Consider the following 12,500-nt stretch of genomic DNA (forward strand, 5'->3'; position numbering starts at 1 on the left):
GCGCAGTAGGCTGAACCCATCATGGAAGAGTTCATCCAGGGCTTCTGGAACTTCGCCGGCAACTACTGGTGGCTCATCTTCCCGATCATGGGAATGGCCGGCGGTGCGGCGAAGGCCTGGGAGCGCAACTCCAAGCGCCGTCACGAGCGCCGCCTGGAGACCCTTCGCATCAAGGCACAGCTGAAGACCGCCGAGATCGAGGCGCGCGCGCTCACCCAGCAGAACAAGCGCCGAGGACCCTCCGTCGTCGACACGACGGCATCCGTCGCCCCGAACGACCTGGTCGCGCGTCTGTTCGCCGAGCATGACGAGATCACCGCACGCTGGCTCGACTACGAGCTGGACGTGGCGAAGCTCATCGCGTTCCCCGCCATGAGCGACGGACGCCAGCCCCTGACCGCGGCGTTCCTCCGCGCGAAGAAGACCGCGGATGCCCTGCGACCGGCGTCCGCCGATGCGAAGGTGTCGGAGCAGCAGATCACCGAGTACCTGCAGGCCGTGGGCGATTACGCCGTCGCGTTCGAGATCGCCGAGAAGGATGCCCGGCGCCTCCGCGATTCGACCTTCACGGAGCCGGAGCGCAAACGCCTCGAGAGGGCACAGCAGTTGCTCAAGGTCGCCGTCGATGAGTCCGCGACACAAGCCGAGCGCAACGTCGCCTACAAGCGGGTGCGCGAAGAGCTCGACGGACTCATCCTGCTCTCCGAAGACGCGGTGACCGTGCTCGAGAAACAGGTCGCGCGCGAGCTGCCGGCGCACGCCTCCGCTGCCCCGTCGCCTGCTGCCCCTGCCGAGAACACGCCCGAGCCGGAACCCGAGCCCGAGCCCGAGCGGATTCCCCGCGCCGACCCGCTGCGCCCCGCACCGCCGCGCCCGAAACCGCGCGACGACGCATGACCCCGGACAACGATCGAGGCCCGTCCGCGGTTTCCGACACGTCGAAGACGATCGTCCTCACGGGGGCATCCGACGGTATCGGCGCCGAGGCCGCCCGCCAGCTCGCCGCCTCCGCCCATCGCCTCATCCTGGTGGGTCGGTCGGTCGAGAAGACCCGCGCGGTCGCCCAGGAGACGGGTGCGTCGTGGTTCACCGCCGACTTCGCGCGCCTCGACGACGTGAGGGAGCTGGCCGCGAAGATCACCGACGCCGTCGGTGAGGACGGCATCCACGTGCTGGCGAACAACGCCGGGGGCATCTTCGGCGACCAGACCCCCACGGCGGACGGCTTCGAGAAGACCATGCAGGTGAACCACCTGGCGCCGTTCCTGCTCACGAACCTGCTGCTCCCGCACGTGCGGAAGGTCGAAGGCGCGGTCATCAACACCTCCAGCATCGCGCACCGCCTGTTCGGCCACATCGACGTGGACGACCTCGACAACACCCGCCGCTTCAGCCCGAACAAGGCCTACGGCGATGCGAAGCTCGCGAACGTGCTGTTCGCCAAGAGTCTGCACGCGCGGTTCCACGCCGAGGGTCTGAGCGCGGTCGCCTTCCACCCCGGCACCGTGCGCACGAACTTCGCGTCCGAGTCGTCGAGCATCATGCGGCTGCTCTACCGCACGCCGCTCAAGCGCATCATGCTCATCGGTCCGGACAAAGGCGGCGCGACACTGCGCTGGTTCATCGAAGGCACTCCCGACGAGACCTGGTTCTCGGGCGCGTACTACGACGAACGTGTACTCACGACGAAGGTCAACCCCCAGGTGAACGACGCCGCCCTCGCCGAGGCCCTCTGGCAGCGCAGCGCCGAGCTCGTCGGACTCGACACTCCCTGACGCGCCTGACGCCCGCACGGTTCTCCTTCGAGGGGGTGCGGGATCGAAAACGCGCCTGCGGGGGCTCTCCCCGGTCCCTTTTTGATCCCGCACGCATGTTCCCAGGCGACAGGAGTATGCTGGCGCGTTGGGTCGCTCGACCCGACGAGTCCCGAAAGGCGGTGATGGCGATGTCCGGTGATAGTTACGACGCCGCCTTCGCTGCGTCGCGACTCCCTGCGCTCTCGCGTTGATCCTCCGATCCGCACGCGCACGTCCTTCCCGCAGCGTCGGTGGCGTCATCCGCCCCCTGACGAATCCGCGCACGGAGCTCTCCGCTGCCGTGCGCCCGCGAGAACGGAGCCGCATCATGGCGCTCATCGACAACGGCGTGTACGTCCACGGACGTCGCGTGGAGACCCCCAAGAACCTGGACGAGACCTACCGGATGCTGGATGCGGCCGGGGGCATCGCCTGGATCGGGCTGTACCGGCCCAGCCCCGAGGAAGTGGCCTCGGTGGCCCGGGAGTTCGACCTGCACCCCCTCGCCGTCGAGGATGCGCTCTCCGGGCACCAGCGCTCGAAGGTGGAGCGCTACGGCGACACCCTGTTCGCCGTCCTCCGCCCCGCCCGGTACCGCGACAAGGAGGAGTCGATCGAGTTCGGCGAGCTGCACCTCTTCGTCGGCCCCGATTTCGTGGTGACCATCCGCCACGCCGAGTCGCCGAACCTCGCCGCCGTCCGGATGCGCATGGAGGCCCACCCCGAGCTGCTCGCGATGGGACCGGAAGCGGTGCTCTACGCGATCCTCGACGAGGTCGTCGACGGGTACGAGCCGATCGTGGCGGGGCTCCTCAACGACATCGACGAGATCGAGGACCAGCTCTTCGGCGACGGCGCCGACGACAGCGCGCTCTCCCGGCGCATCTATGAACTCTCCCGCGAAGTGATCAACTTCCAGCGGGCGGTGCATCCTCTGAGCGGGATGCTGGAGTGGCTGCGTCGCGGGTCCGAGAAGTACCGCATCGACGAGGAGCTGCAGCGGTCGCTGCGTGACGTCCTCGACCACACGATCCGCGTCAACGAGCGGGTCGACTCGTTCCGGGCCATCCTCGAGAACGCGCTGACCGTGCACTCCGCGCTCGTGGCCCGCCGCCAGACCGAGGCCGGGCTCGCACAGAACGACGAGATCAAGAAGATCTCCTCCTGGGCGGCGATCATCTTCGCGCCGACGCTGGTCGGCACGGTCTACGGGATGAACTTCGACGTCATGCCCGAGCTGCACTGGGCCTTCGGGTATCCGATGGCGATCGGCGCGATGGCCGCGTTCGCCGTCGCCCTCTACGGGGTGTTCAAGTATAAGAAGTGGTTGTGATCGAGCGGGGGTCGTTGCGCCGGGCGTAACCGCGTGCGCTCTGCGCCGACAGGGCGAGCAGCACGAGGATGTCGAGGGCCACGCTCGCGAGCGATGTGCGGAACGTCACGGGGATGCCGGCGTTCCACCAGTCGAGGAACACGACGATGATGCTGAGCGAGGCGAAGCTCATCGCCACGATGCGCGCCCAGTTGGCTCCGGCGAACACGAGCCCGGCGAGCACGCCGTAGAACACGTACCAGACGCCGAGCGCGCAGAGACCGATGACGATCAGGAGATCGGCGACGTCCCCGGGCACCGCCTCCAGGCCGTTCTCGGAAGAGAAGACCTCTTCTCTGATCGCCGCCCAGTTCAGCGCGTAGATGAGGATCGAGATGAACCCCCACACGACGCGGAGCGACATCAGCACGGCGCCGAGCCCCGTGGCCAGAGGGCGTTTCACGACAGCCCCCGCAGTTCCGTGACCGGTGCCTGCTCCTCGGGCTCCCCGGCAGAGCCCGAGGCAGGTGCCTTCATGACGCCGCGGAGATCGATGACCGGCAGGTCACCGTCGGTGTGGATGCTGTCGCCGCCGCCGTTTCGCGAGTGATAGCCCGTGGAGAAGTCGCGGATGATGACGATCCGTACGCCGCTGTGCGCGCGGCGCAGCGTCCCGACGATGTGATCGCGTTCGATATCGATGTCCGCATCGATCTTGTGGGTGATCTGGAGGGTGAAGAGCGAGAAGCCGACGGCCCGATCGAAGGTGCCGGCAGCCACCCAATCCACGCGGTGACCGCCGGGCAGCATCCACCCCTCGGGGCAGCGCCAGAACCTCACGTGGTGCCGCTTGGCCGGGTTGCCCTCGACCTCCTGCTGATATGCGAGGTCCTGCCGACGACCGAACAGGAAGAGCGGGCTGACCGGTGCCTCGTCGTAGCTGCGCCGCAGCACGGTCGACAGCACGATGCGCCACGTCGACTCCGCGGTGATGTCGTCGGCACGCGTCCATCCGGCTTCGGCCATGCACCGGGTGAGCTGCTCCTCCGAGCCGAGGACGGCCAGGTTCACCGGGTCGCCGAGCAGGCCGTCACTCGTGCGTGCGCGGCCGATGAAGTAACTGGGCACGTAGATGCGCGTGAGGATCGCGTGCAGTCTCGGCAGGACGAGGTAGGCGAGGAGCAACCAGAACGCTACCGCGAAGGCGATGGCCCACCAGCCCCACGAGAACGCTTCGGTGACGATGAGGTACGCGAGCCAGACCGCGGCAAGACCGGCGAACACGAAGAAGGCGTCATCGAGAGCCGCATTGACGGAGAACCTCTGGCGTTGGACCAGAGGATCCCGCTTCTTCACCGGTTCCGCCATGCCCACATCCTAGGAAGGGCTCGCACCGCGGGAAAGGTCAGCGCGTCCGCGGTTCCGTCCGCGACAGGGCATCGGCAGCCCGCACGAGCGCAAGATGCGAGAAGGCCTGCGGGGTGTTACCGAGCTGCCGCCCGACCACCGGGTCGTACTCCTCCGACAGCATCCCCACGTCGTTCGCCAGTGCGCACAGCCTCTCCATGAGTGCCTGCGCCTCGGCGCGCCGTCCGGTCATGGCGTACTGCTCGACCAGCCAGAACGAGCACGCGAGGAAGGCTCCCTCCGTCCCGGCGAGGCCGTCCACCCCCGTCGCCGTGCGGTACCGCCGCACCAGCCCGCCCGCCATCAGGGTCTGCTCGATCCGTGCGACCGTCGCCCGCATCCGCGGGTCGTCCGGCCGACAGTAGCCCACCTGCGGAAGGAGCAGGAGAGAGGCGTCGACCTCGGTCGTCTCGTAGTGCTGCACGAAGTGGCCGTCGACGACGCCGTCGCGATCGATCTCCTCGCGCATCCGATCCCGCAGCCCACGCCAGCGCTCGACGGGGCCGTCGAAGCCGTGCTCCTCGACCGCGCGCACCGCACGGTCGAACGCCGCCCACATCATCACCCGCGAGTGGGTGAAGTACCGGGGCTCACCGCGGATCTCCCACAGGCCCTGATCCGGACGCTCGATCTGCTCGGAGGCGAACCGCAGCAACTCACGCTCCAGCGGCCAGGAGAAGCCCGACTCGGTGAGTCCCGCCGCCCGCGCGGCCGACAGCGTCACCACGACTTCGCCGACGACATCCGCCTGATACTGGTCGGCTGCGCCGTTGCCGATCCGCACGGGCGTGGACGCCTCGTACCCGGGCAGGTGCGGCAGAGCACGCTCCGGAAGATCTCGCTCCCCCGCCGGGCCGTACATGATCTGCAGATCGGCGGGATCACCGGCGACCGCCCGCAGCAGCCACTCCCGCCACTGGCCTGCCACACCGAGGAAGCCGTGCGCGCACAGGGCCTCGAGGGTCAGCGCGGCATCACGCAGCCAGACGTAGCGATAGTCCCAGTTGCGCCTGCCTCCGATCTCCTCGGGCAGTGCCATCGTCGCCGCGGCTGCGATGCCGCCCGTCTCATGATTGGTCAGCGCCCGCAGGATCAGCAGCGACCTGACCACCTCGTCGCGGTGCGGGCCGTCGTGCGAGATCCGGTCGGCCCAGTCCTGCCACCACTGCTTCGTCGCGCCGAGTTCCTTCTCGCCGTCGAGGGTGGGAGGGAGGTCGAGGTGCGACGGGAACCAGGTCAGGTGGAGGTCGCGCGTCTCACCGGCGGTCACCGTCAGCTCGCCACGATGCTGATGGTCGATCGGCTCCAGAGCGGCACCACGCACGGCCACGGCATCGGGACCGCCCATCGCGACCAGACACGGGGCATCGTGCGAACCGACCTGACGCACCCACGGCATCACCCTGGCGTAGTCGAAGCGGATGCTCAGCCGCTGCTCGAAGCGCATCGAGCCGCGCACCCCGACGACCCTGCGGATGAGGTCGCTACGACGGATGGCGGCATCGGGGTCGAGGCCGATCGGCATGAAGTCGTGCACTTCGGCGACCGCGTCTCCGCTCTCCCACCGGGTCACGAGCACGAAGGTGTCTTCGTCGTATCGCCGGGTGCTCACGGCCCCGGGGTCTGTCGGATGCAGCAGCCAGCGACCGTGGGACTCGTCTCCGAGCATGGCCGCGAACGTCGACGCCGAGTCCAGCCGCGGAAGACACAGCCAATCGATGCTTCCTGCGCGCGAGACGAGCGCCGCCGTGCGGCAGTTGCTCAGCAGGGCATAGTCCTCGATGCGCGAGGTCATGCGTGGTCGAGCAGGTCTTCTCGGACCTCGATGCCGTCGACCTCGAGATCCTCATCCAACTGCACGAGAATCCGCGCATCGGGGAACTGCTTCGGCGCGAGGAAGGCGAGCAGCACGGCGTCGGCGAACACCACGACCGACGTGGCCTCGAGGTCATCACGCAGATCGATCTGCTCGACGACCGGCTCATCGTCGACCGCATCGTCGATCTCGGTCGCCACCTCGTCGACCACGGCCCGCCACCGGGACTCGCTGACGGACAGGATGCGCGAGATCGCAGCGATCAACGCCTCCTGGTCGATCTCGTCGTCGTGGTCGCCGTCGAACTCGGGATCGACGTTGACCTTCACCACCGTGCCCGCCGCGTCGATGCTCGCTCTCCCGTACACCAGGCCGTTCTCGGCGACCGGTTCATCGATCACGCCGCTCTCGACGATGCGGGCGAGGAGGGTGTCGAGCGCAGAAGAGGTCATGCCTTCAGTCTTTCGCATCCGCAGCGCCCGCGGGCGGTCGTCCCACACGCAGAAGCGCGGTGAGGATGACCGCGCCCGCTGTCAGGAGCACCGCGACGACGAGCACCCCGAAAGCTCCCGACCGGCCGTAGGCGATGCCGGCGAGGACGGGACCGCCTACCGCACCGATGTTCAGTGCCGCCGTCGCGTAGGCACCGCCGAGCATCGGCGCTCGGGACGCCTGCCCCACGATGCGGGCGATCAGCGCCGAGCCCACAGCGAACGACGCCGCGCCGCAGAGCACCGCACCGGCGAAAACCACCGACGCCACCTCGACGCCCGCTCCGAACGCCGCCCAGGCCACGGTCAGCACGACGGTCCCGACCGTGATCCACGCACGCTCGACGGGGGCCGCCCACCGTCCGGTGGCGGCAACGCCCAGAAGTGCTCCGGTCCCGAAGGCGGCCAGGAGCGCGGGGATCGCTGTCACCTCGACACCGGCATCCGCGCCGACGACCGCGAGGAACGTGAACACACCAAAGGTCGCGGCATTCACGAGCACGGCGAGCATCACCGCGACGAGCACCGGACCTCGGCGGAGCTCGGCCAGCTCCGCACGCACGCCGAACCGCAGCGCCGGCGGGAGCGCACCGAGCGTGCGGTCGCGGAGGAGCGCGACGACAGCGGGGAGGCACAGCAAGACGACCGCCCAGAAGGTGGAACGCCACCCGAAGGCATTCGCCAGCGCGGCCCCGGCCGGAACGCCGATGATCGTGGCGAGGGTGGTCCCCGCCAGGAGCACCGCGACCGCCCGCGTCGTCTGCGCCGGCGTCACGATCCCTCGAACCGTCGCCAGGGCGATCGCGAGGAAACCCGCATTCGCGAGCGCCGCGAGCACTCGGGTGATGAGCAGCAGGCGGAAGTCGGACGCCACCGCCCCGACCACGTGAGCCACGATGAACACCACCAGAAGGAGTATCAGCGCCCGCTGGGGGCGCCATCGGCCGGCGAGCACGACCATCGCGGGCGCACCGACGACCATGCCCGCGGCGAAGGCCGAGGTCAGCAGGCCGGCGGTCGACGACTCGACCCCCAGATCACGGGAGAGAGGGAGGAGGAGACCCGCGAGCATGAACTCGCTGGTGCCCTGGGCGAAGATCGCCAGGGCGAGGACAGGAACGAGGAAAGGCATGAGCATCCAGTCGGACGGACGCCGCACACGCCGCGAGGAGGCGGGCGGCGAAAAGGAGAAGAGGGGTCGACGGCGATGCGGGGAGCGCACGACGTGCGCTGCACCCGCGATCTACGGTCTGTCCGACTCAGGGCTCACGCCTCAACCCTAGCCGGAGCACAGACGCACGACACAGGCGCCGATAGGCTCTATGCCGTGCCGAACGCCGAATCCGCCACCGCCGACCTCCGCCGCCTCGCCGACGCACTTGTCGGCGCCGAACCGCTGAACTGGGTGATCACGGGCGATTCCATCACCCACGGCCTGGTCCACACGCAGGGGGTCCGCAGCTACTCGGAGCACCTGCACGAGATCATCCGGGGCGAGCGCGAGCGCGTGCGCGACGTGGTCGTGAACACGGCGATCAGCGGGCACCGCATCAGCGACATCCTCGGCGACTGGGACCGCCGCGTCGAGTCCTGGCGGCCCGATGTCGTCACGCTCATGATCGGCACGAACGACGCCGCGACCGGCGGCGAGCGCACCGAGGTCTCCCCCGAGGAGTATGCCTCGTCCCTGCACGACTTCGTCGTCCGCGTGCGCGGACTCGGTGCCGTCCCGGTGCTGCAGACGCCGCCCGCGATCGATGTCGCCAACGCCCCGGAGCGCGCGCGGATCGGCGAGTTCGCCGCAGCGGTGCGTCGGGTCGCCACGGAGGACGACGTCATCCTCGTGGATCAGTTCGCCCGTTTCGCCGTGCTGGGAGACGGCGGGGTGCCGTGGGGGCTGATGAACGATCCGTTCCACCCGAACGCCGCCGGGCACGCCGCGCTCGCCCTCGAGCTCACGACCGCTCTCGGTCTCCACCCGGCTGGCGCACGGAGTCGGACCCTGGCGCTGCTCGAGGGTGTGATCGTCGCCGCACGCCTCAACGGCTAGGCACCGCGGATCACGACGTCGTCGCCGGTGTGAGGTCAGCGTCCTTCATCGCGTATCGCGTGCAGTCCGGGCATCGGGTGAGGAAGTCGTGCTTGCAGCCGATCACGTGTTCGAGGAAGCTCTCCGCGTCTTCGAGCTGTGCACGCTGCGAGCGGATCCACCGCAACCTCTGTCTGATGACGTCGACTCGTCCGCCCTCGTCCCGGTAGAGCACGTGCCGGATCTCCGGGAGGCTCATCCCGATGCCCCGGCAGGCCTGGACGACGCGGAGGCGTCGGATGTGCTCCTCGGTGTAGACCCGGTGGCCCGACGCCGTCCGATCCGGGACGACCACGCCCGTCTCGTGCCAGTGTCGCAGGACGTGATCGTCCACGCCGATGCGTCGCGCGGCTTCACCGATCTTCATCGACGCCCCTGCTCTCCTCTTGACTTCAGGTCGACCTGAGGTTCTACCGTGGCCCCATGATGACACACCACCCGCCGCTGCCCGATCCGGTCCACGTCACCGTCGGAGGGGCGAGCGTCGCCACCCGGGTCCTCCCGCCTTCCGGCCCCTCGGCGGGCGACATCGTCCTGTGCCACGGCACGCCGTGGTCGTCGCAGGTCTGGGCGGATGTCGCGCGCGAGGTGAGTCGCGACCACCGCGTCTTCCTGTGGGACATGCCGGGCTACGGCGACTCCGAGATGGGCCCGACCGTGGCGACCGATCTAGCGGCGCAGGCCGCACGCCTGGCCTCCCTGATCCGGGGCTGGGGGCTGGAGCGACCTCACGTGGTCGCCCATGACATCGGCGGGGCCGTCGCCCTCGGAGCGCATCTTCTGCACCGCGTGGACTTCGCGGACCTGTTCCTGTGGGACATCGTGACGCTCGACCCCTGGGGATCGCCGTTCTTCCGCCTGGTGGCGCAACATGCCCACGTGTTCTCCCGCCTCCCGGCGAACCTGCACTCCGCGCTGGTGAAGGAGTACATCGCCGGCGCCGGCCGACTCTCCACTCAACAGGTCGAGGCACTCGCATCACCCTGGTCCGGTCCCGTCGGCCAGGCGGCGTTCTACCGCCAGATCGCCGCGCTCGACGCCGCCGACACCCGCGCCGTCGCGGAAAAGCTGGGGGCCGCGCGCTGCCCTACACGCATCGGCTGGGGACGCGAAGACCCGTGGATCCCGCTCGGACAGGCGTATGAACTGCAGTCGAGGCTCCCCGGCCGTCCTGAGGTCGTCGTGCTCGACGGATCCGGACATCTGACGCCCTGGGAAGAGCCCGAGGCCGTCATCGCCGCTCTCCGTGCGTGGCTTGCAGAGACTCGCGACGCTTCGGATGGACAAGCCACTCGGTGACCGGGGCGAGGGGTGAACCCCGGTCACCGGGTAACACGTTATCCACTACCCGAGGGCGGCGGGTGATGTACCGATATACGTTCCTCCGCCTGGGATGAAGACCCTCTGGACGCCGCGGGTGCCACCCCTCTATGGTGGCGGCACGATCTAGTCGGAGGGCGGCCGATGTCTCACGTGGTGGCTACTGGGGCCGGTAAGGCCATGATGGAGCGGCGGAACGACCCGACGCACGACTACATCCTCGGGCTCACCGGCAAGGAGCGACCCCGGGTCCTCTTCGTCGGCACCGCGACCGGCGACGACGCCGCCTACATCCTGAGCTTCTATGCCACCTACGACGCGGACCGGTGCGCACCGCACCATCTCCCGCTCTTCCATCGCGCGGTCGACGACCTGGCCGGTTTCGTGAAAGGGTTCGACGTGATCCACGTCGGCGGCGGCAACACGGCGAACATGCTCGATGTGTGGAAGCGCCAGGGCCTCGACACGATCCTGCGTGAGATGTGGGAGGACCCCGACTCGAACGTCGTGTTCACGGGAGGCAGCGCCGGAGGAATCTGCTGGTTCGAGGGCGGCACGACCGACAGCTACGGCCCGACCCTCCAGGTGCTCCCCGAGGGACTCGGGTTCCTGAACGGCAGCTTCTGCCCGCACTACGACGCCGAGGATCAGCGGCGCCCTCTCTTTCACGCCTCCCTCCTCAGCGGGGAGCTCTCCACGGGCTATGCCGTCGGCAACCTTCAGTCGCTGCACTTCGAGAACTCCGAGTTCGTCACCGCCATCAGTCCCGTCGAGAACGCGCTCGCGCTGCGGGTCGAGGCGATCGACGGGAAGATCGTCGAGACCGAACTGCCGACGACCGTGCTCACCGGGTCCGCTCCGATCACGAAGGGGCCGTCGTCATGAACGACAACGTGTGGATCCTCCTCGCACAGCTGATCATCGTCGTCGGTGCGATCTACATGGGCACGCGCACCAGCGGGATCGGTCTCGGCGTCTGGGGGCTGGTGGGCGTCGCCGTCCTCATCTTCGTGTTCGGCGAAGCGCCGGGCAACGCCCCGGTCGACGCGGTCTTCATCGTCATCACCGTGATCACTGCCGCCTCCACCATGCAAGCCGCCGGAGGTATCGACTGGATGGTGTCCGTCGCGGCCAGAGTGATCCGGCGCAAACCGAAGTCGGTCGTGTTCCTCGCCCCGGCCATGTCGTTCCTCTTCACCGTCGGGGCCGGCACGGGCAACATCTTCTACCCGCTGTTGCCCGTGATCTACGACGTCTCCTACCAGCAGAAGATCCGCCCCGAACGGGCCCTCTCGGTCTCGGCCGTCGCCTCGCAAGTCGGCATCCTGTGCTCGCCCGTCTCGGCCGCGACCGCATCGATGGTGGTCCTGCTCGCGCCGCAGGGCGTGGATCTCGGAGGACTGCTGCTCATCATGTGGCCGGCCTCCATCGCCGGGCTCTTCGTCGCCGCGCTCGTGATGATGCGTCATGGCAAGGACCTCGACGACGACCCGGAGTTCCAGCGACGCCTGGCCGACCACCAGATCAAGCCCCCGGCGGTGGACGCGCACGAGCACAAGCTCCCGCCGACGGCCGTGCTCTCGGCCTCCCTGTTCCTCGCAGGCGTCGCGGTGATCGTGTTCTTCGGGCTGTTCGAGAATCTGCGTCCGGTGATCGAGACCGACGATGCCGGCGATCCCGTCCGACTCAGTGTGACCGTCATCATCGAGGTCACGATGGGCATCATCGCCGCCCTGATCTTCGTGTTCTGCAAGGTCAAGGCCGCCGACGTCCCCAAGCAGCCGACCTTCCCCGCCGGCATCGTGGGGGCCATCGCCCTGTTCGGTATCGCCTGGCTCGCCAACACGTTCGTGGCGGCGAACCAGACCCTCATCGTCGACGGGCTCGGATCGGTGGTCTCCGGATCGTCTGCCTTCCTCGGCGCGCTGCTCTTCGCGATGGCACTCTTCGCGGTCGCCATGCTCACCACGAGCCAATCGAGCGCGACCAACGCGATCGTGCCGATCGGTATCACGATCGGGCTTCCGGCACCTCTACTGGTGGGGCTGTGGCCGTCGACCATGGGGATCTACACGCTGCCGGCGAACGGCAGCCAGGTGGCCACCGTGGCGTTCGACCAGACCGGCACGACGAAGATGGGCAAGTTCGTCTTCGACCACTCATTCCAGCTGCCGAACCTCATCTACGTGGGTGTCGCGATCGTCGTCGGGGTATCGCTCTCGTTCCTGATGGGCTGACTTCCACCCGAGCGGCCGACACCGTCCCCGGG

13 protein-coding genes are annotated in these 12,500 nt (G+C 68.5%); 7 read left to right on the forward strand and 6 right to left on the reverse strand.

The annotated features are described in order from the left end of the window. The first annotated feature begins 21 nt into the window (after window positions 1–21). From LVJ59_RS10255 to LVJ59_RS10265, 3 genes are all read left to right on the forward strand, one after another. A complete protein-coding gene (locus LVJ59_RS10255; RefSeq protein WP_232762929.1) occupies window positions 22–897 on the forward strand; it encodes a hypothetical protein in 876 nt (291 codons plus the stop codon). Beyond that, window positions 894–1,775, forward strand: a complete 882-nt coding sequence (locus LVJ59_RS10260; protein ID WP_232762930.1) for an SDR family NAD(P)-dependent oxidoreductase — start codon at window positions 894–896, stop codon at window positions 1,773–1,775. Before LVJ59_RS10255 ends, LVJ59_RS10260 begins: the two co-directional genes overlap by 4 nt. A 349-nt stretch (window positions 1,776–2,124) precedes the next feature. Continuing rightward, a complete protein-coding gene (locus LVJ59_RS10265) occupies window positions 2,125–3,129 on the forward strand; it encodes a magnesium and cobalt transport protein CorA (protein ID WP_047523995.1) in 1,005 nt (334 codons plus the stop codon). On the opposite strand, the gene LVJ59_RS10270 is transcribed toward LVJ59_RS10265, so the two are convergent. Genes LVJ59_RS10270 through LVJ59_RS10290 form a run of 5 tightly spaced genes read right to left on the reverse strand, consistent with a single transcriptional unit; the run spans window position 3,107 to window position 7,954 of the window. Continuing rightward, window positions 3,107–3,571, reverse strand: a complete 465-nt coding sequence (locus LVJ59_RS10270) for a hypothetical protein (RefSeq protein ID WP_232762931.1) — start codon at window positions 3,569–3,571, stop codon at window positions 3,107–3,109. The two genes, LVJ59_RS10265 and LVJ59_RS10270, sit on opposite strands and share 23 nt — an antisense overlap. After that, the gene (locus tag LVJ59_RS10275; RefSeq protein ID WP_232762932.1) at window positions 3,568–4,476 is read right to left on the reverse strand and encodes an LssY C-terminal domain-containing protein; all 909 of its coding nucleotides are present in this window, start codon (window positions 4,474–4,476) and stop codon (window positions 3,568–3,570) included. The genes LVJ59_RS10270 and LVJ59_RS10275 overlap by 4 nt, the downstream gene beginning before the upstream one ends. A gap of 37 nt (window positions 4,477–4,513) precedes the next feature. Beyond that, window positions 4,514–6,310 (reverse strand): glycoside hydrolase family 15 protein, encoded by a 1,797-nt coding sequence (locus LVJ59_RS10280; RefSeq protein WP_232762933.1) that lies wholly within the window; start codon window positions 6,308–6,310, stop codon window positions 4,514–4,516. Continuing rightward, window positions 6,307–6,783: a cytochrome C5 gene (locus LVJ59_RS10285; protein WP_131492822.1), complete on the reverse strand. Its 477-nt coding sequence runs from the start codon at window positions 6,781–6,783 to the stop codon at window positions 6,307–6,309. The genes LVJ59_RS10280 and LVJ59_RS10285 overlap by 4 nt, the downstream gene beginning before the upstream one ends. Before the next feature lie 4 nt (window positions 6,784–6,787). After that, window positions 6,788–7,954, reverse strand: coding sequence for an MFS transporter (locus tag LVJ59_RS10290; protein WP_232762934.1), 1,167 nt, complete (start codon window positions 7,952–7,954; stop codon window positions 6,788–6,790). A 195-nt stretch (window positions 7,955–8,149) separates the two neighbouring features. Here LVJ59_RS10290 and LVJ59_RS10295 point away from each other — a divergent pair, with 195 nt between their 5' ends. Next, entirely contained in the window at window positions 8,150–8,872 is a 723-nt protein-coding gene (locus LVJ59_RS10295; RefSeq protein ID WP_232762935.1) for a GDSL-type esterase/lipase family protein, read from the forward strand. A 10-nt stretch (window positions 8,873–8,882) separates the two neighbouring features. On the opposite strand, the gene LVJ59_RS10300 is transcribed toward LVJ59_RS10295, so the two are convergent. Further along, on the reverse strand, window positions 8,883–9,278 hold the full coding sequence (locus tag LVJ59_RS10300; protein ID WP_232762936.1) for a MerR family transcriptional regulator: 396 nt from the start codon (window positions 9,276–9,278) through the stop codon (window positions 8,883–8,885). Between the two features lie 56 nt (window positions 9,279–9,334). On the opposite strand from LVJ59_RS10300, the gene LVJ59_RS10305 reads away from it, so the two are divergent. The 3 genes from LVJ59_RS10305 (at window position 9,335) to LVJ59_RS10315 (ending at window position 12,468) form a co-directional block, all read left to right on the forward strand. Then, window positions 9,335–10,210, forward strand: coding sequence for an alpha/beta fold hydrolase (locus LVJ59_RS10305; RefSeq protein WP_232762937.1), 876 nt, complete (start codon window positions 9,335–9,337; stop codon window positions 10,208–10,210). Between the two features lie 165 nt (window positions 10,211–10,375). Further along, window positions 10,376–11,116: a peptidase E gene (locus LVJ59_RS10310; RefSeq protein WP_232762938.1), complete on the forward strand. Its 741-nt coding sequence runs from the start codon at window positions 10,376–10,378 to the stop codon at window positions 11,114–11,116. Continuing rightward, on the forward strand, window positions 11,113–12,468 hold the full coding sequence (locus LVJ59_RS10315; protein WP_232762939.1) for an anaerobic C4-dicarboxylate transporter family protein: 1,356 nt from the start codon (window positions 11,113–11,115) through the stop codon (window positions 12,466–12,468). Before LVJ59_RS10310 ends, LVJ59_RS10315 begins: the two co-directional genes overlap by 4 nt. Window positions 12,469–12,500: the final 32 nt, after the last annotated feature.

The sequence above is a fragment of the Microbacterium sp. KKR3/1 genome (assembly GCF_021272365.1).
Classification (GTDB): Bacteria; Actinomycetota; Actinomycetes; order Actinomycetales; family Microbacteriaceae; genus Microbacterium; species Microbacterium aurugineum.

Coding starts and splice junctions, on each gene's coding strand:
- LVJ59_RS10285 (WP_131492822.1), bottom strand. CDS start 6,783: ATGACCTCTTCTGCGCTCGACACCCTCCTCGCCCGCATCGTCGAGAGC.
- LVJ59_RS10305 (WP_232762937.1), top strand. CDS start 9,335: ATGATGACACACCACCCGCCGCTGCCCGATCCGGTCCACGTCACCGTC.
- LVJ59_RS10265 (WP_047523995.1), top strand. CDS start 2,125: ATGGCGCTCATCGACAACGGCGTGTACGTCCACGGACGTCGCGTGGAG.
- LVJ59_RS10275 (WP_232762932.1), bottom strand. CDS start 4,476: ATGGCGGAACCGGTGAAGAAGCGGGATCCTCTGGTCCAACGCCAGAGG.
- LVJ59_RS10300 (WP_232762936.1), bottom strand. CDS start 9,278: ATGAAGATCGGTGAAGCCGCGCGACGCATCGGCGTGGACGATCACGTC.
- LVJ59_RS10290 (WP_232762934.1), bottom strand. CDS start 7,954: ATGCCTTTCCTCGTTCCTGTCCTCGCCCTGGCGATCTTCGCCCAGGGC.
- LVJ59_RS10280 (WP_232762933.1), bottom strand. CDS start 6,310: ATGACCTCGCGCATCGAGGACTATGCCCTGCTGAGCAACTGCCGCACG.
- LVJ59_RS10260 (WP_232762930.1), top strand. CDS start 894: ATGACCCCGGACAACGATCGAGGCCCGTCCGCGGTTTCCGACACGTCG.
- LVJ59_RS10315 (WP_232762939.1), top strand. CDS start 11,113: ATGAACGACAACGTGTGGATCCTCCTCGCACAGCTGATCATCGTCGTC.
- LVJ59_RS10310 (WP_232762938.1), top strand. CDS start 10,376: ATGTCTCACGTGGTGGCTACTGGGGCCGGTAAGGCCATGATGGAGCGG.
- LVJ59_RS10255 (WP_232762929.1), top strand. CDS start 22: ATGGAAGAGTTCATCCAGGGCTTCTGGAACTTCGCCGGCAACTACTGG.